At 71.5% G+C, this 16,795-nt stretch carries 16 protein-coding genes and 2 tRNA genes; 12 read left to right on the top strand and 6 right to left on the bottom strand.

The annotated features are described in order from the left end of the window. The 3 genes from AOK18_RS14130 to AOK18_RS14140 all read left to right on the top strand — a co-directional run. A partial coding sequence (locus tag AOK18_RS14130; protein WP_167738690.1) for an AIM24 family protein occupies positions 1-777 on the top strand: 777 nt, incomplete at its 5' end. A gap of 11 nt (positions 778-788) precedes the next feature. Beyond that, complete coding sequence (locus AOK18_RS14135) at positions 789-1,469, top strand: AIM24 family protein (RefSeq protein WP_055570435.1); 681 nt, start codon at positions 789-791, stop codon at positions 1,467-1,469. 17 nt (positions 1,470-1,486) lie between these two features. Beyond that, positions 1,487-2,242, top strand: a complete 756-nt coding sequence (locus AOK18_RS14140) for an AIM24 family protein (RefSeq protein ID WP_055694583.1) — start codon at positions 1,487-1,489, stop codon at positions 2,240-2,242. Between the two features lie 147 nt (positions 2,243-2,389). On the opposite strand, the gene AOK18_RS14145 is transcribed toward AOK18_RS14140, so the two are convergent. Next, positions 2,390-2,917, bottom strand: a complete 528-nt coding sequence (locus AOK18_RS14145; protein ID WP_055694584.1) for an NUDIX hydrolase — start codon at positions 2,915-2,917, stop codon at positions 2,390-2,392. Next, complete coding sequence (locus AOK18_RS14150; protein WP_055694585.1) at positions 2,914-4,395, bottom strand: zinc-dependent metalloprotease; 1,482 nt, start codon at positions 4,393-4,395, stop codon at positions 2,914-2,916. Before AOK18_RS14150 ends, AOK18_RS14145 begins: the two co-directional genes overlap by 4 nt. A gap of 192 nt (positions 4,396-4,587) precedes the next feature. On the opposite strand from AOK18_RS14150, the gene AOK18_RS14155 reads away from it, so the two are divergent. The 4 genes from AOK18_RS14155 (at position 4,588) to AOK18_RS14170 (ending at position 7,800) form a co-directional block, all read left to right on the top strand. Continuing rightward, complete coding sequence (locus tag AOK18_RS14155) at positions 4,588-5,703, top strand: SDR family oxidoreductase (protein ID WP_055694586.1); 1,116 nt, start codon at positions 4,588-4,590, stop codon at positions 5,701-5,703. Between the two features lie 87 nt (positions 5,704-5,790). Then, the gene (locus tag AOK18_RS14160) at positions 5,791-6,249 is read left to right on the top strand and encodes a molybdenum cofactor biosynthesis protein MoaE (RefSeq protein ID WP_055570436.1); all 459 of its coding nucleotides are present in this window, start codon (positions 5,791-5,793) and stop codon (positions 6,247-6,249) included. A 178-nt stretch (positions 6,250-6,427) separates the two neighbouring features. Then, positions 6,428-6,607 (top strand): hypothetical protein, encoded by a 180-nt coding sequence (locus AOK18_RS14165; RefSeq protein WP_055574133.1) that lies wholly within the window; start codon positions 6,428-6,430, stop codon positions 6,605-6,607. Between the two features lie 98 nt (positions 6,608-6,705). After that, positions 6,706-7,800, top strand: a complete 1,095-nt coding sequence (locus tag AOK18_RS14170) for a YlbL family protein (protein ID WP_055574132.1) — start codon at positions 6,706-6,708, stop codon at positions 7,798-7,800. A gap of 32 nt (positions 7,801-7,832) precedes the next feature. On the opposite strand, the gene AOK18_RS14175 is transcribed toward AOK18_RS14170, so the two are convergent. After that, positions 7,833-8,375, bottom strand: a complete 543-nt coding sequence (locus AOK18_RS14175) for a PPA1309 family protein (protein ID WP_055694587.1) — start codon at positions 8,373-8,375, stop codon at positions 7,833-7,835. 164 nt (positions 8,376-8,539) lie between these two features. Between AOK18_RS14175 and AOK18_RS14180 the strand changes: the two genes are divergently transcribed. The 4 genes from AOK18_RS14180 to AOK18_RS14195 all read left to right on the top strand — a co-directional run bounded on the left by AOK18_RS14180 (position 8,540) and on the right by AOK18_RS14195 (position 13,888). Further along, complete coding sequence (locus tag AOK18_RS14180; RefSeq protein WP_240503180.1) at positions 8,540-11,482, top strand: UPF0182 family membrane protein; 2,943 nt, start codon at positions 8,540-8,542, stop codon at positions 11,480-11,482. 56 nt (positions 11,483-11,538) lie between these two features. After that, positions 11,539-11,612: transfer RNA gene (locus tag AOK18_RS14185), tRNA-Met, on the top strand. A gap of 223 nt (positions 11,613-11,835) precedes the next feature. After that, a complete protein-coding gene (locus AOK18_RS14190) occupies positions 11,836-13,653 on the top strand; it encodes a tetratricopeptide repeat protein (RefSeq protein ID WP_206281543.1) in 1,818 nt (605 codons plus the stop codon). Positions 13,654-13,814: 161 nt separating this feature from the next. Beyond that, a tRNA-Met gene (locus AOK18_RS14195) sits at positions 13,815-13,888 on the top strand. Between the two features lie 206 nt (positions 13,889-14,094). Here the strand turns inward: AOK18_RS14195 and AOK18_RS14200 are convergent. The 3 genes from AOK18_RS14200 to hisN form a co-directional block, all read right to left on the bottom strand. Then, on the bottom strand, positions 14,095-14,511 hold the full coding sequence (locus AOK18_RS14200; protein ID WP_055571350.1) for a Fur family transcriptional regulator: 417 nt from the start codon (positions 14,509-14,511) through the stop codon (positions 14,095-14,097). 315 nt (positions 14,512-14,826) lie between these two features. Next, positions 14,827-15,234 (bottom strand): CBS domain-containing protein, encoded by a 408-nt coding sequence (locus AOK18_RS14205; RefSeq protein WP_055694589.1) that lies wholly within the window; start codon positions 15,232-15,234, stop codon positions 14,827-14,829. Positions 15,235-15,528: 294 nt separating this feature from the next. Beyond that, on the bottom strand, positions 15,529-16,329 hold the full coding sequence (gene hisN / locus AOK18_RS14210; protein ID WP_055571352.1) for a histidinol-phosphatase: 801 nt from the start codon (positions 16,327-16,329) through the stop codon (positions 15,529-15,531). A 181-nt stretch (positions 16,330-16,510) separates the two neighbouring features. Between hisN and AOK18_RS14215 the strand changes: the two genes are divergently transcribed. Next, a partial coding sequence (locus AOK18_RS14215; protein ID WP_157865098.1) for a TetR/AcrR family transcriptional regulator occupies positions 16,511-16,795 on the top strand: 285 nt, incomplete at its 3' end.

The following is a 16,795-nucleotide window of genomic DNA, read 5'->3' on the forward strand; positions in this document are numbered from 1 at the left end:
GTCTGGCCGGGGTACGGCGGGCCGCCGTACCCCGGCCAGACGGCTCCCGGACAGGTGCCGGTCCAGCAGGCTCCTTACGGGGCACCGCAGGGCGCGCCCCAGGGAGCACCGCGGGCCCCGGGCGTGCTCGGTGCGCTCCAGATGTTCAAGGAGACGCCCACCGGACAGCGCTGGACCCTGCAGAACCCGAAGCTGGTCCGCGCCGACCTCGGCACGGACGGACAGCCCGTGCTGGCCCGCCAGGGCAGCATGGTGCTCTACCAGGGCAAGGTCGACTTCAGCTACAAGGGCGCCGGGTTCAGCGGCCGGATCGTCGGCAACGCGACCGGCCAGGAGATGCAGCTGATGCGCTGCACGGGCCAGGGCCAGGTGTTCTTCGCCGAGGACGCCACGATGCTGCACCCGATCGAGCTCCAGGGCGACGCCGTGTGCGTCTCCGCCGAGAGCGTCCTCGCCTTCGACGAGGGCCTCCAGTACGAGGTCCGCCGCATCGAGGGACACGGCATCCCCGGCGGTGCCCTGTTCACGATGCAGTTCCAGGGCACCGGCACCCTCGTCGTCAAGACGCACGGGGTGCCCGTGGTCCTGCCGGTGACACCCACCACGTTCGCCGACGCCAACGCCGTGGTCGCCTGGTCGGCCGCCTCCCAGGTGATCGTCTCCAGCCAGGTCCGGATGCGCCGCAACTCCTACCCCGGCGACACCGGGGAGAGCGTCAACCTCCAGTTCCGGGGCGCGCCCGGCAACTTCATCGTCGTCCAGCCGTACGAGATCTGAGGGAGCCCGTCATGAACCAGCCGCTCGCGGGCTACGCCCCCGCACCGGTCACCGCGCGCATGGAGAACCACGGCGACCACATGCTCAAGGTCGCCCTGCAGACCGGGAACGACCTCCTCGCACGCGTCGGGTCGATGATCGCCTACGAAGGGTTCATCCAGTACGAGCCCAACCCGCCGGCCGTGCGCCAGATCGCCCGGGACTGGGCCACCGGGGAGGGCGCCCCGCTGATGAAGTGCTCCGGCGACGGCCTGCTCTACCTCGCCGACTACGGGGCGAACGTCGTCGTGCTCAACCTCGACGGCGAGGGCATCTCCGTCAACGCCACCAACCTGCTCGCCTTCGACGCCGGCCTGAGCTGGGGCGTGGAGCGGGTGAAGGGCCTGGCGAAGTTCGCCGGCCAGGGCCTGTGGAACACCAGGATCTCCGGCCAGGGATGGGTCGCGCTGACCTCCCGGGGCGAGCCGATCGTCGTCGACTGCGGCGGCGGCGAGGACGAGACGTACGTCGACCCGGACGCCCTGGTCGCCTGGTCCCCGAACCTCAAGGTGAAGGGCAAGCGCAGCTTCCGGGCGCAGTCGCTGATCGGCCGCGGCAGCGGCGAGGCCTACCAGATGGCGTTCTCCGGTCAGGGCATCGTCGTCGTCCAGCCCAGTGAGGACAGCACCGACCGTCTCCGGGTCCGGGGCTGAGGGGGAGCAACCACACCATGCAGAGCCCGCTTTTCGCCTTCAACGACCAGCAGACCCAGGAACGCTGGAGCCTGCAGAACAAGCAGATGCTCCGGATCGCCCTGGGAGGGCACGACGACATCCTCGCCCGCAAGGGCAGCATGATCGCCTACCAGGGACTCGTCGAGTTCGACGCCGAGTACCGCAGCCGCGCCCAGGCACGCAGCCGTTCGCGCACCGGGGAGGGACTGGACCTGATGCGCTGCCACGGGCAGGGCACGGTCTACCTCGCCAACCTCGCCCAGCACCTCCACCTCATGGACGTGGACCACGAGGGGCTGACCGTCGACAGCAGCTACGTGCTCGCCATGGACTCCTCGCTGCACCACGAGGTCGTCGCCGTCGACAGCCTGTACGGCATCTCCGGCTCGGGGAAGTACCAGCTCAACATCACCGGTCAGGGCAAGGTCGCCCTGATGACCTCCGGCATGCCGTTGCTGATGCAGGTGACGCCGGACACGTACGTCAACTGCGACGCCGACGCGATCGTCGCCTGGTCCACGGGGCTGCGCGTGCAGCTGCAGGCCCAGACGCACTCCTCCGGGGTGTGGCGGCGCCGCGGCAACACCGGCGAGGGCTGGGAGCTCAGTTTCATGGGCAGCGGCTTCGTGCTCGTCCAGCCCAGCGAGCTGCTGCCGCCGCAGAACGCCCAGATCGGTTCCGGCATCGCCGCGCAGTACGGCGTGGGGCAGCAGGGCGCCCGCGGACAGAACCAGGGCAACGTCTGGAGCTGAGCGGCGTCCGCGGACACCACGGGTGAGGCGGGCACCACGGGTGAGGGCGACCGCCCGGCGGTCGCCCTCACCCGTGTCCGCGCAGCAGCCGGGTGCCGGCCCGCTCCCCGTGTCCGTGGAACGCGGTGCCGGCCGGCTGTCCGCGGATCAGGCGTCCAGACGTGTCAGGGTCGCCTCCAGCATGCGGACGACCGAGGCGTCCGCCACCTCCGCCACCTCGTCGTACGGGAACCAGCGCAGGTCGAGCGACTCGTCGCTGATGGCGTGCGCGACGCCGGGAGCGGCCACGGCCGCGTACTGGACGTCGAAGTGCCAGTGGCAGGGGGAGGGGATCGGGTGCCGGTCCAGGCGCACCGGTCCGCCCGCCAGGAGGGCCAGTCCCGCGATGCCCGACTCCTCGGTGGCCTCCCGCAGGGCCGCCGCCGACAGCGACGGGTCGCCCGGCTCGCAGTGACCGCCCATCTGCAGCCACATCCGCAGCTTCCGGTGCAGGGTCAGCAGCACCCGGCCGCGCTCCGGGTCGACCACCAGGGCGCTGGCGGTGAGGTGACCCGCGTGACAGGCCTTCCACACGCCGTCCGGGTGCGCGGCGAGATGGTCCAGGTAGGCCTGGCGCAGCTCCGGCTGGTCCCCGTACCCCTTGAGCACGAGAACCGCGTCGTCGTACAGGCTCACTCGGCGCCGTCACCCTTGCGGTCGTCGTCCTCGCCGCCGTCGCTCCTTCCGCCGCCGTCCCCGGTGGCGTCCTCGCCCTCGCTCCGCTTGCCGAGGTCGTGCTTGCCGGCCGCCTCGCCGAGCATCTTGTCCAGCTCGGAGAAGTCGATCTGCTCACGGTGCACGAAGCCGTCCGGGTCGTCCAGGTCGGTGGCCGTGGGCAGCATGTCCGGGTGGGCCCACAGGGCGTCCCGCCCGTCGACGCCGCGCGCGTCCGTGAGCGAGGCCCACAGCCGCGAGGCGTCGCGCAGCCGGCGCGGGCGCAGCTCCAGACCGATCAGCGTGGCGAACGTCTGCTCCGCGGGACCGCCCGAGGCGCGCCGGCGGCGCAGCGTCTCGCGCAGCGCGTCCGCCGACGACAGGCGGGGCTTCGCCGCCGCGTGCACCACGGCGTCCACCCAGCCCTCGACGAGGGCCAGCGCCGTCTCGAGACGGGCCAGGGCCGCCTTCTGCTGAGGGGTGTCCTCCGGCTGGAACATGCCCTGCTGAAGGGCCTCCTGCAGCTGCTCCGGGTTCTGCGGGTCGAACTGGCCGACGACGTCCTCCAGCTTGGAGGTGTCGACCTTGATGCCGCGCGCGTAGCCGTCGACCGCGCCGAACAGGTGCGAGCGCAGCCACGGCACGTGGGCGAACAGGCGCTGGTGGGCGGCCTCCCGCAGGGCGAGGTACAGCCGCACCTCCTCCTGCGGGACGCCCAGGTCCTTGCCGAACGAGGCGATGTTCACCGGCAGCAGCGCGGCCTTGCCGGCCGGGCCGAGCGGCAGGCCGATGTCGGTGGAGCCGACGACCTCACCGGCCAGCACGCCGACCGCCTGGCCGATCTGCGTACCGAACATGGCGCCGCCCATCGAGCGCATCATGCCGATCAGCGGGCCCGCCATGGCCTGCATCTCCTCCGGCAGCACGTCGCCCATCGCGGCGCCGACGCGCTCGGCGACCGGGTCGACGAGTTCCTTCCACGCCGGAAGCGTCGCCTCGACCCACTCCGCGCGGCTCCAGGCCACCGAGGAGGCCGCACCGGACGGCAGCGAGGTGGCGTCGTCCAGCCACAGGTCGGCCAGCCGGACGGCCTCGTCCACGGCCCTGCGCTCGGCGGGGCCGACGCTCGCGTCCTTCGTGCCGTCGGCGGTGCCCTGGGACACCGTCTGGCGGGCGATCTGTTTGGCCATGTCCCAGTTCACCGGACCGCCCTCGTAGGACAGCATCTGGCCGAGCTGCTGGAACGCGGCCCCCAGGTCGTTGGGGTTCAGGGAACCGAACATCGCGGCGAACGGATTGTCCGCGCCGGGAGCGCCGAAGCCGCCGGCTCCGGGCATGCCGAAACCGAACGGGTTGGCCGGGTCCTGACCACCACCGCTCTGCTGGTCCTTCTTCTTGCCCTCGTCGCCGTCGTCCGGCTCCTCCGGCGGAAGGCCGAATCCGAATGGGGTGTCACTCACGGGATTCCTCGGCTGATAGGGCCACCGGTTCTCTCCGGCGGCACGGCTGCCCGACAACACCACCCAGCGTAGACACCTGAAACGGTTCGAGCCTCGATGCTTCGCCGACAGAAGGCCTGCGGCAGGATGGATGCCACCTGGTACGCATGCCTCGCATGCGCTCGTACTGAAGACAACCGCTGGAGACGCCCGGTGAGTTCCCCAGATCCACAGGTTCGCGCAGCGCGAAACCGGCCAATCCGCTCGTCGCCCGCGCGAGGGCCCGTCGTCGCGGTCACCGGCGCCGCCTCCGGAGTCGGAGCGCTGCTCACCGAGCGGCTCGCCGCCTCGGAGGAGATCAGGCAGGTCATCGCCATCGACGAGCGCCGCGGTGACTGCGCCGAGGCGCAGTGGCACATCCTGGACGTGCGGGACCCGGCCATCGCGGAACGGCTGCGCGGTGCCGACGTCGTGGTGCACCTGGCGCTCGACCTCGACCTGGAGGGCGACCCCGTCGCCCGGACGGCCTACAACGTCCGCGGGACGCAGACCGTGCTGACCGCCGCCGCGGCGGCCGGAGTGCGCCGGGTCGTGCTGTGCACCTCGACGATGGTCTACGGGGCCCTCCCGGACAACGAGCTGCCGCTGTCCGAGGACGCGGAGCTGAGGGCCACCGCCGAGGCCACCGGCGTGGGCGACCTCCTGGAGATCGAGCGGCTCGCGCGCAGGGCGCCCCGCGCGCATCCCGGGCTCAATGTCACGGTCGTACGGCCCGCCGTCCTCGTCGGCGGCACCGACACCGCGCTGACCAGGTACTTCGAGTCACCCCGGCTGCTCGTGGTGGCCGGGTCGCGGCCCGCGTGGCAGTTCTGCCACGTCGAGGATCTGTGCAGTGCCCTGGAGTACGCGGTCCGGGAGGAGGTCGACGGGGAGCTGGCCGTCGGATGCGACGGATGGCTGGAGCAGGAGGAGGTCGAGGAGCTCAGCGGGATCCGGCGGATGGAGCTGCCGTCGGCGGTCGCGCTGGGCGCGGCGGCCCGGCTGCACCGGATCGGACTCACTCCCTCCCCGGCCGGGGACCTGGCGTACACGATGTATCCCTGGGTGGTCAGCGGGAGCAGGTTGCACGACGCCGGGTGGCGGCCCGCCCACACCAACGAGCAGGTGCTGGCCGAGCTCCTGGAGGAGGTCTCCGGCCGGCACACGGTCGCCGGACGGCGGCTCGGGCGCAAGGACGCGACGGCGGCGGGTGCCGCGGGAGCGACCGTGGCCCTGCTGGGCGCGGCCGCGGTGGTGCGGCGGGCGCGGAAGGCCCGGCGGCGGATCTGAGGAGGGGCGGATCCTCCGGCGGCGGGCCCGCGCGGAGCCCCTGAGGGTGCTTCCGTGCCGTCGGGCCGGTGGGGCACGATGGAGGGCATGGCATCCACGAACGATCACCCCGGCGAGCAGGCCGCGCAGGACCCGGTCAAGCTGATCGCGATCCGGGACGCGCCGCTGTCCGTGGACGAGGTCTTCCGGGCCGTCGGCGACGACGCGGCCGGCGGTACGGCACTGTTCGTGGGAACCGTGCGCAATCACGACGACGGGACCGATGTCGACGAGCTGGGGTATTCGTGTCACCCGAGTGCCGAGGACGAGATGCGGCGGATCGCCGGGAAGATCGTCGCCGAGTACCCCGTACGGGCGCTGGCGGCCGTGCACCGGGTGGGGGACCTCGAGGTCGGGGACCTCGCCGTCGTCGTCGGCGTCTCGTGCGCGCACCGGGGCGAGGCCTTCGAGGCCTGCCGGAAGCTGATCGACGACCTCAAGCACGAGGTGCCCATCTGGAAGCACCAGAGGTTCTCCGACGGTACGGAAGAGTGGGTCGGCGCGTAGCGGCGTCGTCGTCGGGGGCCCGGTGCTGCCGGGATCCGTCCGCCGGTCCCGTTCCCGGACGTCCGTTCCCCGCTCCACTCCGCTTGCGCAACCGCACCCCGGGTATGAGCGTGGTCACTGCGGATGGTTAATCTGCTGATCAGTCAGTCGCGGACGCTCATGGGGATGGGAGGCCGGCATGGCGGCACTCGCCTGGTTGCTGATTCCGTTTGTGGCCGCGGTCGGCGCGGGACTGTGGGGCAGTTGGGCCGGCCGGACCCGCCGGGCGCGCAGTGACGGCCCCGAGCTCATCGGATACGCCCGGTTCCGCGAGGCCATGGAGAGGTCCCGGCCGGCGGAGGAAGAACTCCGGCCGTAGGGCGGAAGCCGCAGGTCACCGGTGCAGGACGAGGTCAGGGCTGCTCGGACGGGCGGCCCTGACAGTGCGCTGACAGGCCTGTCCCGTACTGTCGGTGCATGCCACGCCGCACCGCGACGATGCTCGCCTCCACCCTCATGCTGATCGTGCTTCTGTGCGCGGGTGTGTTCATTCCCGTGCCGTACGCGGAGATGTCCCCGGGGCCGACGGTGAACACTCTGGGTGACCACGAGGGCGAGCCGGTGCTGCGGATCGACGGGCGCGAGACCTACCCGACCGACGGCCACCTCAACATGACCACGGTGCGGGTCACGAGTGCCGACTACCGGATGAACCTGGTCGAGGCCGTCTACGGGTGGCTCGCGCACGACAACAAGGTCGTGCCGCACGACACGCTCTACCCCGACGGCAAGACGGAGGAGCAGTCCACCCAGGAGAACGCCGAGGAGTTCAGCCAGTCCCAGGAGAGTGCCAAGGTCGCGGCCCTGAAGGAACTCGACGTCCCGGTGAAGTCCTGGGTGATCGTCTCCACGGTCGTCAAGGACTCGCCCGCCGAGGGCAAACTGCACGCCGGTGACGTGATCAAGAGCGTCGACGGCAGCGCGGTGCGCGAGCCGGCCGACGTCGCCGAGCTGGTGACCAGGCACAAGCCCGGCGAGGACGTCGACTTCACGATCGTGCCCGCCAAGGAGCAGGCCGCCGCCGAGAAGGAGAACCGGGCACCGAAGCGGACCGAGAAGATCACGATCACCACCCGGGCCTCCGACGACGCCGGGGACGAACGCGCCGTCGTCGGGATCGCCGCCGGAACCGACCACACCTTCCCGTTCACCATCGACATCGAGCTCGCCGACGTCGGCGGGCCGAGCGCCGGCCTGATGTTCGCGCTCGGCATCTACGACAAGCTCACCCCGGGCAGCCTGACCGGCGGCAGGTTCGTCGCCGGCACCGGCACCATCGACGACGACGGCAAGGTCGGGCCGATCGGCGGGATCGAGATGAAGACGGTCGGCGCGCGCGCCAAGGGCGCCGAGTACTTCCTCACACCCGCCGACAACTGCGCGGCCGCCGCCGCGGACACCCCCGAGGGCCTCACGCTCATCAAGGTGGACACCATCCGCGACGCGCTCGGCGCCCTGAAGGACCTCGACTCCGGCGACACCGCCGACCTGCCGACGTGCACGGCCTCCTGACCGGGCGGACCGCTCCCCGCGGCCTTCGGGGGCTACGCCTCGAACGTCGCCGTCAGGGCCTCCGCCAGACCCGGGACCAGGGCGGAACCGGTGAGGACCTCCGTCGGTGAGTCCTTCGCCCGCAGCCGCAGGGCGGAGTCGCGGGCACCGTCGCGCAGCACCGCGACCGTCATGCGGACCTCCTGGCGCTCCGGGTGCCCCGCCACCCACGCCGCCAGCGCGGCCTCGTCCAGATCCTGCGGAACCTGGGCCTCCGCGGACGGCGGCAGCATCAGGCGCTCCACGGTCAGGGCGCAGCCGGCCACCGAGTCGGGCCAGGCGATGGTGCCCAGGAACTCGTCGAGCGGTTTGCCCGTTGGAATGGCGTCCTGCTCGATCGGGGTGAAGGCCGTCGTCTCCTGCTCGTCGCCCGGACCGAGCCGGTCCGCGAGGGAGGGCTGCTCGGCACGCAGCCGTGCGGTGTCTACGAGGGCGAAGAGGCGGGCGGGCTGGTCCCAGCCGAGGCCGGAGACGTACTCGTCGATCTCGAGCACGGCCCGGGTGAGCGGGCTGGCCGCCATGGGTGTGTTGGACATGGTCACAATCCTCTCTCGTTGAGGGCCGAAATCGGGAACCGAGTAAAGGGTGAGTAAGTTGCATAGGTGTGGGCCCGTGAACAAGGGGGCCCGCGCACGGTCCACGAACTCGCGGACCTGACGAATCGACGCCGAACTTCGAGGTGCCTACCTTGGCTTTCCAGATGCCGGACCGTGGCGGAGGCCCGACAGGGCCACGGATGAGAGTGGGCCGCCCGTCCCGGCGGGCCCGGACCCTGCTCATGACACTGGGCGTCCTGGCCGTCCTCCTCATGGTGTTCACCATGTTCGCGGGGTTCTGGACCGACTGGCTGTGGTACCGCTCGGTCGACTACTCGTCGGTGTTCACGACGACCCTGTGGACCAAGATCGGGCTCTTCTTCGTCTTCGGTCTGCTGATGGCCCTCGCGGTCGGCTTCAACGTCTGGCTGGCCCACCGGATGAGGCCGCCGCTGAGCGCCATGTCGATGGAGCAGCAGAACCTCGACCGGTACCGGATGAGCATCGCCCCGTACAAGAAGTGGCTGCTCCTCGGCATCACCGCGCTGCTGGGGCTGATCGCCGGCGCCTCGGCCTCGGGCCAGTGGCGCACCTGGCTGATGTGGGTCAACGGAGTGCCGTTCGGGCAGAAGGACCCGCAGTTCAAGCTGGACGTCGCGTTCTACGCCTTCGACCTGCCCTGGTACCGGTTCCTGCTCGGGTTCGGCTTCGCGGCCACCGTCCTGTCGCTGATCGCCGCCGCGCTCACCCACTACCTGTACGGCGGCCTGCGGGTCACCAGCCCCGGGGCGCGCGCCACGGCCGCGGCCACCGGGCACCTGTCGGTGCTGCTCGGCGTCTTCGTCACGCTGAAGGCGGTCGCGTACTGGCTCGACCGGTACGGCCTGGCGGTCAAGTCCAGTGACTTCAAGGCGACCGACAACTGGACCGGTCTGCGGTACGTCGACGCCAACGCCTACCTGCCGGCGAAGACGATCCTGTTCTGCATCGCCGTCATCTGCGCGCTGCTGTTCTTCGCCACCCTGTGGCGGCGCACCTGGCAGCTGCCCGTGATCGGCTTCGGCCTGATGGTGCTGTCGGCGATCCTCATCGGCGGCCTGTACCCGGCGATCGTGCAGAAGTTCCAGGTCCAGCCGAACGAGCAGGCCAAGGAGGCGCCGTACGTCGAGAAGAACCTCAAGGCGACGCGCGAGGCCTACGGCATCGACGACGCCCAGGTCGACGACTACCCGGGGACCAGCCAGACCAAGGACAAGACCAAGCTCCGGGACCAGGTCTCCGAGACGGCGAGCATCCGGATCATGGACCCGAACATCGTCTCGCCGACGTTCCAGCAGCTCCAGCAGATCAGGAACTACTACGCGTTCCCGACCAACCTGGACGTGGACCGCTATCCCGACCCCAAGACCGGCGCGGAGCAGGACACCGTCATCGGTCTGCGCGAGATCAACCTCAACGGCATCCCCAAGCGGAACTGGATCAACGACCACTTCCGGTACACCCACGGGTACGGTGCCGTCGCCGCCAAGGGCACCAGTGCCGACGACGGCCGTCCGGTGTTCACCGAGTCCGACCTGCCGTCCAAGGGCGACCTCGGTACGTACGAGCAGCGCGTCTACTACGGCGAGCGGACGACGACGTACTCGATCGTCGGCGGTCCCCAGAAGGAGATCGACTACTCCGACGACAGCGGCGAGAAGACGACCAGTTACCAGGGCGACAGCGGGGTCAACCTCGCCAACCCGATCAACCGGGCCGCCTACGCCGCGGCGTTCAGCGAGCCGCAGATCCTGTACTCCGGTGCCATCGGCGAGGGTTCGCGGATCCTGTACAACCGCACCCCCAAGGAGCGCGTCGAGGCGGTCGCCCCGTGGCTGACCATCGACGGCGACGCCTACCCCGCGGTGGTGGACGGGCGGATCCAGTGGATCGTCGACGCCTACACGACCAGCAACGGCTACCCGTACGCGTCGCGGACGACGCTCGGCGACACCACGGCCGACTCGCTGACCGCCACCAACGACAACCGCGCGGTGGTGGCCCAGGAGAACCGGGTCAACTACATCCGCAACTCGGTGAAGGCGACCGTCGACGCGTACGACGGCAAGGTCAAGCTCTACCAGTGGGACAGCCAGGACCCCGTCCTGAAGACGTGGATGAAGGCGTTCCCGGGCACGGTGGAGCCGAAGAGCGAGATCTCCGGCGCTCTGATGGACCATCTGCGGTACCCGCAGGACCTGTTCAAGGTGCAGCGCGAACTGCTGACCCGCTACCACGTGAAGGACGCCACCACGTTCCTCAGCGGCAGCGAGGTGTGGCAGGTGCCGGACGACCCGACGAACAAGACGGGCGACGCGGTGCCGCCGTACTACCAGAGCATGAAGATGCCCGACCAGAAGGAACAGGCCTTCTCGCTCACCACGACGTTCACTCCGAACGGCCGTGACAACCTCAGCGCGTTCATGGCGGTCGACGCCGAGGCGGGCAGTGAGGGGTACGGCAAGATCAGGGTCCTGAAGCTGCCGACGAGCACCACGGCCGCCGGACCCAAGCAGGTCCAGAGCCAGTTCAACTCCGAACAGGACATCGCGGAGTCGATCAGGCTGCTGAGGGGCGGCGACTCCGAAGTGGAGTACGGCAACCTGCTGGCCGTCCCGCTCGACGGCGGACTGCTCTACGTGGAGCCGGTCTACGTGCGCGGTGGCGGACTGAAGTACCCGCTGCTGCGGAAGGTGCTGGTGACCTACGGAGGCCAGACCGCCTTCGAGGACACCCTGGAGCAGGCCCTCGACAAGGTCTTCGGAACCGAGGGCACGGCCACCGAGCCGCCGGAGGGCGAGAACGAGGGGTCCGACGAGGGCGGAGGCACCACCGAGCCGCCGGCCTCCGACAACCCGACGGTCCAGGAGGCCCTGGACGACGCCCAGGAAGCCTTCGAGGCCGGCCAGGAAGCCCTGCAGAAGAACGACTGGGAGGGCTACGGCCAGGCGCAGAAGGACCTCGAGGAGGCCTTGCGCAGGGCCGAGCAGGCCCAGCCCGGGGGCGGCGGAGGAGGTTCGGGCGCGTCGGACAGCAGCCCCGGACCCGAGCCGAGCCCGGGCGGCTAGCAAGCAGGCCGGTCAAAGGCCCACCCCGCGCCGTGGTACGGTTCTACACACAACGGCGCGGGGTGGAGCAGCTCGGTAGCTCGCTGGGCTCATAACCCAGAGGTCGCAGGTTCAAATCCTGTCCCCGCTACTGAAGTCGCGAAGTCGGCGACAGCAAAGGCCCGGATTCCTCAAGGAATCCGGGCCTTTGTGGTGTGCGAACGCATGTACCGGGACAGGTGACGGCCGCGCCGGCGACGGGAGTTGGCGGATCTGTGTTTCACTTGTCTCTCTGTGGGCATGTCGACAAAACGCTGAAGTGACCTCACTGACTGCGGCATACCAGGTGTACCCAGGTTGCAGGTGGTGCGACGATGGATGTTATGGGGGACAGGACAACTCTGTTCGAGACAGGACGTATTGAGCAGCCCTCCCCATGGGGGGAACCCCGCGACGAGACCGCGGAAGCCGCCGACGAGGCGGCCGAGGAACTGCGCCGGCGACTCGCCGCCGAGGCCGGCGACGTCGAGGCGATGAGCGTCCTCGGTGCCATGCTGCTGCGCCGCGGCGACCTCACCGAAGCCGAACCCCATCTGCGCGCCGCCACCGCCGCGGGCGACCGCGCCGCCGCCAACAACCTCGGTGTCCTCCTGTTCCAGCGCGGCTACCCGGAGGAGGCCGCGGGGTGGTGGCGGATCGCCGCCGTCGCCGGGTCGGCCCCGGCGGCGCACGCGCTCGGCCGGCACCACCGCGAGCGCGGCGACGAACCCGCCGCCGAGTACTGGCTGCGCCAGTCCGCCGAGCAGGGCCACGCCCTGGGCGCCTACGCACTCGCCGACCTGCTGGAACACCGCGGGGACGCGGACGGCGCCGAGCGCTGGACACGAGCGGCCGCCGAGCGAGGGCACCGGGAAGCGGCCTACCGGCTGGCGAGGACGCTGGACCGCAAGGCCGCACGGGAGACCGGCGACGACACCGCCCCGTTCGTGGAGGAAGCCGAGCAGTGGTACCGGCAGGCCGCCGCGCGGGGCCACCGCAGGGCCGCGCTGCACCTCGGCGCGATCCTGGAGAAGCGCGGCGAGCTCAAGGAGGCCGGCCGCTGGTACCTGACGTCCGCCAAGGACGGGGAGGCCCGGGCCGCCTGCGCGCTCGGGTTCCTGCTGCGCGACGCCGGCGACACCGAGAACGCCGCCGTGTGGTGGCTGCGCGCGGCCCAGGACGGCGACGGCAACGCCGCCAACGCGCTGGGCGCCCTGCACGCCGAACGCGGCGAGACCCAGACCGCCGAACGCTGGTACCGGGCGGCGATGGACGCGGGCGACGTCAACGGCGCGTACAACCTCGGGCTGCTCTGCGCCGAACAGGGCCGGACCGCGCCCGCCGAACAGTGGTACCGCCGGGCCGCCTACGCCGGTCACCGCGAGGCGGCCAACGCGCTGGCGATCCTGCTGCTGACGGCCGGCGACGAGAAGGGCGCGGAACCCTGGTTCTCCAAGGCGGCGGAGGCGGGCAGCGTGGACGCCGCCTTCAACCTCGGCATCCTGTACACCGGCCGGGGCGAGGAGACGGCCGCGCTGCGCTGGTACGAGCGGGCGGCGGGAGCCGGCCACACGGAGGCCGCGCTCCAGGTCGGCATGGCCCGGCTGCGCGACGGGGACGAGGGCGAGGCGGAGCGGTTCCTGCGGTGCGCGGCGGGGGGCGGCAGCGCCGAGGCCGCCTACCGTCTGGCGGCCGTGCTGGACGCCCGCCGTCCGCCGGAGCCGGCGCACGAGCTGGGCGAGCCGGTGAACCGGCGCAGCGAGTGCGAGGAGTGGTACGAGCGCGCCGCCCTGCAGGGCCACCGGCGCGCACAGGTGCGGGTCGGCATGCTCGCCGCGGCCCGTGGCGACGTGGTCGAGGCGGCCCGCTGGTACCGCGAGGCGGCCGAGGCCGGCTCCCGCAACGGCGCGTTCAACCTGGGCCTGCTGCTGGCCCGGGAGGGCAGCGAGCCCGAGGCGGCCGTGTGGTGGACCCGTGCGGCCGATGCCGGGCACGGGCGGGCCGCCCTGCGGCTCGCCCTGGTCTACGCGCGCCGGGGCGAACTCGCCGAGGGCCAGGGCTGGGCCGACCGCGCGGCGGCACTGGGCCCGCCGGCGGTGACGGAGCGCGCGATCCGCCTGCGCGACGCCCTCCGCGAGGAACTCTCCGCGTGACTGCGTGACCGCGTGACCGCGGACCGCGTGACCGTCGTCCGCGCCGGAGCCGGACGGTCACGACGCCGCGCCCGCGCGGGGGTGCGGACGCTCGGAGAGGGAGCCGTCCCGGAAGGGATTTGCCTCCGTCCGCCCTCTTGACGTAACGTTGCATTCATCGACGCGGGGTGGAGCAGCTCGGTAGCTCGCTGGGCTCATAACCCAGAGGTCGCAGGTTCAAATCCTGTCCCCGCTACTGAAGACCGAGGGCCGGAATCCGAAAGGGTTCCGGCCCTCGGCGCGTTGTGCGCGCCTCCACCTGTGCGTCCGTGCTCCTGCCGGTCCGTGCTCCTGCCGGTCCGTGCTCCTCCGGGTCCGCGCGTTCGGGCATCACGTGGCGGGGCCCCGGCACCGAGGGCGCCGGGGCCCCGCCACGCAGGAAAAAGGGGGTGCGTGCCGCCGCTACGCCTTCGCGCAGTTCGGGCAGACACCGCGGTACGTCATCTCCACGTCCGAGACCGTGAAGCCGAAGCGCTCCGTGTCGGGGAGGTCGGCCAGCGGGTTGCCGACCGGATGCACGTCACGGATGGCGCCGCACTGCCCGCACACCAGGTGGTGGTGCGGTTGGTGGGCGTTCGGGTCGTAGCGCTTGGCCCGTTTGTCCGTGGAGACTTCCAGGACCTCGCCGATCGTGACCAGTTCGCCCAGCGTGTTGTAGACGGTGGCCCGGGAGATCTCGGGCAGCTTGGTGACGGCTCGGGCGTGCACCTCGTCGGCCGTCAGATGGACGTGATCGCCGTCGAGGACCTCGGCCACCACACGACGCTGCGCGGTCATCCGCCAGCCACGTCCGCGCAGTCGTTCCAGAAGGTCGCTCATGGACATCAGCCTAACAGCTAGCGGGAAACAGGTTCGAACGAGTGCGACTTTGGAGCCTTGCTTGACTTAGACGTTGTCCATTGTAGGGTCGGAGGTGACTTCGGCCAAGGGGTGCGTCCGGCCGGAACGGTGCGGGCCGGGCGCGCGGGCGGAGACGTCCGCCGGCGGACGAGTACTTCGGCAAGCGGCTGGAGGCCGCGGTCCAGGCCCTTCGCGGCCGATTCCAGCGCTGGACCGCTTGTCGCGGCGACGGGCCGGGCTCCCTCACGGGGAGTCCGGCCCGTTTCGTGTGCCGGAGGGCTTCGGGCGCGGCGGTCACGCCGGGGTGTGCTGGGCGGCGGCCCGGCGTCGTGCGGGAACCCAGCAGCGGATGATGTCGCGCACCGAGACGATGCCCGCGGGCTCGCCCCGCTCCAGGACGATCAGGTGACGGAAGCCGCCGTGGGTCATGGCGTGGGCGGCGTCCTCGAGCGTCCAGGACGGGTCGGCGAAGACGACGTCGGTGGTGGTGTGGGCGTGGGCGCGCTCGGAGTCCGGGTCCTGTCCCAGGCCCAGGGAGTTGAGGACGTCCCGTTCGGTGAGGATGCCGATGCCGGTGCCGTCGGGGTCGAGGACCACGGCCGCTCCGACGCGGCGGGCGGACATCAGGGTGGCGGCCTGGCGGAGGGTGTGGGCGGGGCCGATGGTGAGGACCACCGTGGTCATGGCGTCGCGGACGAGCATGGGATGGAGCCACCTCCTACCGGAAACCGTGCCGTCGGACACCGGTGCGGTCCACTGGTTCACGGTTTCACAAGTTCACAAGTGGGCGGGCTCTCAGGGTTGCAGGTAAAGCCAGGGTCAACAAGAGGGCGTGTGCGGCGGGCCGAGGGCGCGTGCGGGCTCCGCGCGCCGGCCTCGCACGCCTTGGAACGCCCGCGGCGCTGCCGCCGGGGACGCCGACGGCACCGGGCGCCCCGGCGGGGGACGACCGCGTGAGCGCCGGCGGCCGCCCCGGCGGTGTGAGCGTCGGCGGCTCTAGTAGCGCTGGTTGAGGTAGCCCAGCAGCTCGTCGTGCAGCAGGCCGTTCGAGGCGGCCGCGTTGCCGCTGTGCGGTCCGGGGTGGCCGTCGAGTCCGGTGAAACTGCCGCCGGCCTCGGTGACGACGATCGCGGGGGCGGCCATGTCCCACAGCGACAGCTCCGGCTCGGCGCACATGTCGACCGACCCCTCGGCGACCATCATGTACGGCCAGAAGTCGCCGTACGCGCGCGTGCGCCACACCTCGCGGGTGAGATCCAGGAAGCCGTCCAGGCGCCCCTGCCCCTCCCAGCCGCTGAGCGAGGAGTACGCGAACGAGGCGTCGGCGAGCCGGGAGACCCGGGAGACCTGGAGCCGGGAGGCCGAGGACAGGCTGCGGCCGCTGTAGGCGCCGTGGCCCTTCGCCGCCCACCAGCGGCGGCCGAGCGCGGGAGCCGAGACGAGCCCGACGACGGGCTGGAAGCCCCCCTCGCCGGCCTCCATCAGGGAGATCAGCGTGGCCCAGACGGGAACGCCGCGCACGTAGTTCTTGGTGCCGTCGATCGGGTCGATCACCCAGCGCCGCGGGCCCGTGCCCTCCACCCCGTACTCCTCGCCGAGCACCGCGTCCCTCGGACGGGCGCGCTGGAGGTGGCCGCGGACGACGTCCTCCGCGCCCTTGTCCGCCTCGGTCACCGGCGTCATGTCGGGTTTGGTCTCCACCTTGAGGTCGAGGGCCTTGAACCGGTCCATCGTCGCGGCGTCGGCGGCGTCCGCGAGGACGTGGGCGAGACGCAGGTCATCAAGGTAGTCGGGCATGCACCGAACCGTATCCGCCGAGGTGGGGCCGGGGCCACAGGGGGCCTTCGGACCGGGCGCGGGCCGCGGGGCCGCACGCCGCGCGGGCACCGGGGCCCCGCGCGCCGCACGGACCCTTGACAGTGCCCGGCGGCGCGTCAAACCTGAAGCGCAGAGCCGCTCGCCCACCCCGAGGGAGGCGATGATGCCCGCAGCGCGGGAATCTCTGCTGGACGCCGCTTACGCGGCCCTCGCGCACCGCCCGTGGTCCGCGGTGCGGATGGTGGACGTGGCCGCGACGGCCGGAGTGTCCCGGCAGACGCTCTACAACGAGTTCGGCGGCAAGGAAGGGCTCGCGAGGGCCCTGGTCCGCAGGGAGGCCGACGGCTACCTCGCCGGTGTCGACCACGCCCTCACGGTCCACGACGACCCCCGCGAACGGCTCGCGGCGGCAGCCGAGTGGACCACCGCCGCGAGCCGTTCGCGG

Origin of the sequence: Streptomyces prasinopilosus (genome assembly GCF_001419695.1) — a bacterium.
GTDB lineage: Bacteria > Actinomycetota > Actinomycetes > Streptomycetales > Streptomycetaceae > Streptomyces > Streptomyces prasinopilosus.

Excerpts from the sequence above, each read along its gene's own strand:
- AOK18_RS14135 (WP_055570435.1), top strand. The coding sequence starts at position 789 with ATGAACCAGCCGCTCGCGGGCTACGCCCCCGCACCGGTCACCGCGCGC.
- AOK18_RS14140 (WP_055694583.1), top strand. The coding sequence starts at position 1,487 with ATGCAGAGCCCGCTTTTCGCCTTCAACGACCAGCAGACCCAGGAACGC.
- AOK18_RS14160 (WP_055570436.1), top strand. The coding sequence starts at position 5,791 with ATGGCATCCACGAACGATCACCCCGGCGAGCAGGCCGCGCAGGACCCG.
- AOK18_RS14165 (WP_055574133.1), top strand. The coding sequence starts at position 6,428 with ATGGCGGCACTCGCCTGGTTGCTGATTCCGTTTGTGGCCGCGGTCGGC.
- AOK18_RS14170 (WP_055574132.1), top strand. The coding sequence starts at position 6,706 with ATGCCACGCCGCACCGCGACGATGCTCGCCTCCACCCTCATGCTGATC.
- AOK18_RS14175 (WP_055694587.1), bottom strand. The coding sequence starts at position 8,375 with ATGTCCAACACACCCATGGCGGCCAGCCCGCTCACCCGGGCCGTGCTC.
- AOK18_RS14180 (WP_240503180.1), top strand. The coding sequence starts at position 8,540 with ATGCCGGACCGTGGCGGAGGCCCGACAGGGCCACGGATGAGAGTGGGC.
- AOK18_RS14190 (WP_206281543.1), top strand. The coding sequence starts at position 11,836 with ATGGATGTTATGGGGGACAGGACAACTCTGTTCGAGACAGGACGTATT.
- AOK18_RS14200 (WP_055571350.1), bottom strand. The coding sequence starts at position 14,511 with ATGAGCGACCTTCTGGAACGACTGCGCGGACGTGGCTGGCGGATGACC.
- AOK18_RS14205 (WP_055694589.1), bottom strand. The coding sequence starts at position 15,234 with ATGCTCGTCCGCGACGCCATGACCACGGTGGTCCTCACCATCGGCCCC.
- hisN (WP_055571352.1), bottom strand. The coding sequence starts at position 16,329 with ATGCCCGACTACCTTGATGACCTGCGTCTCGCCCACGTCCTCGCGGAC.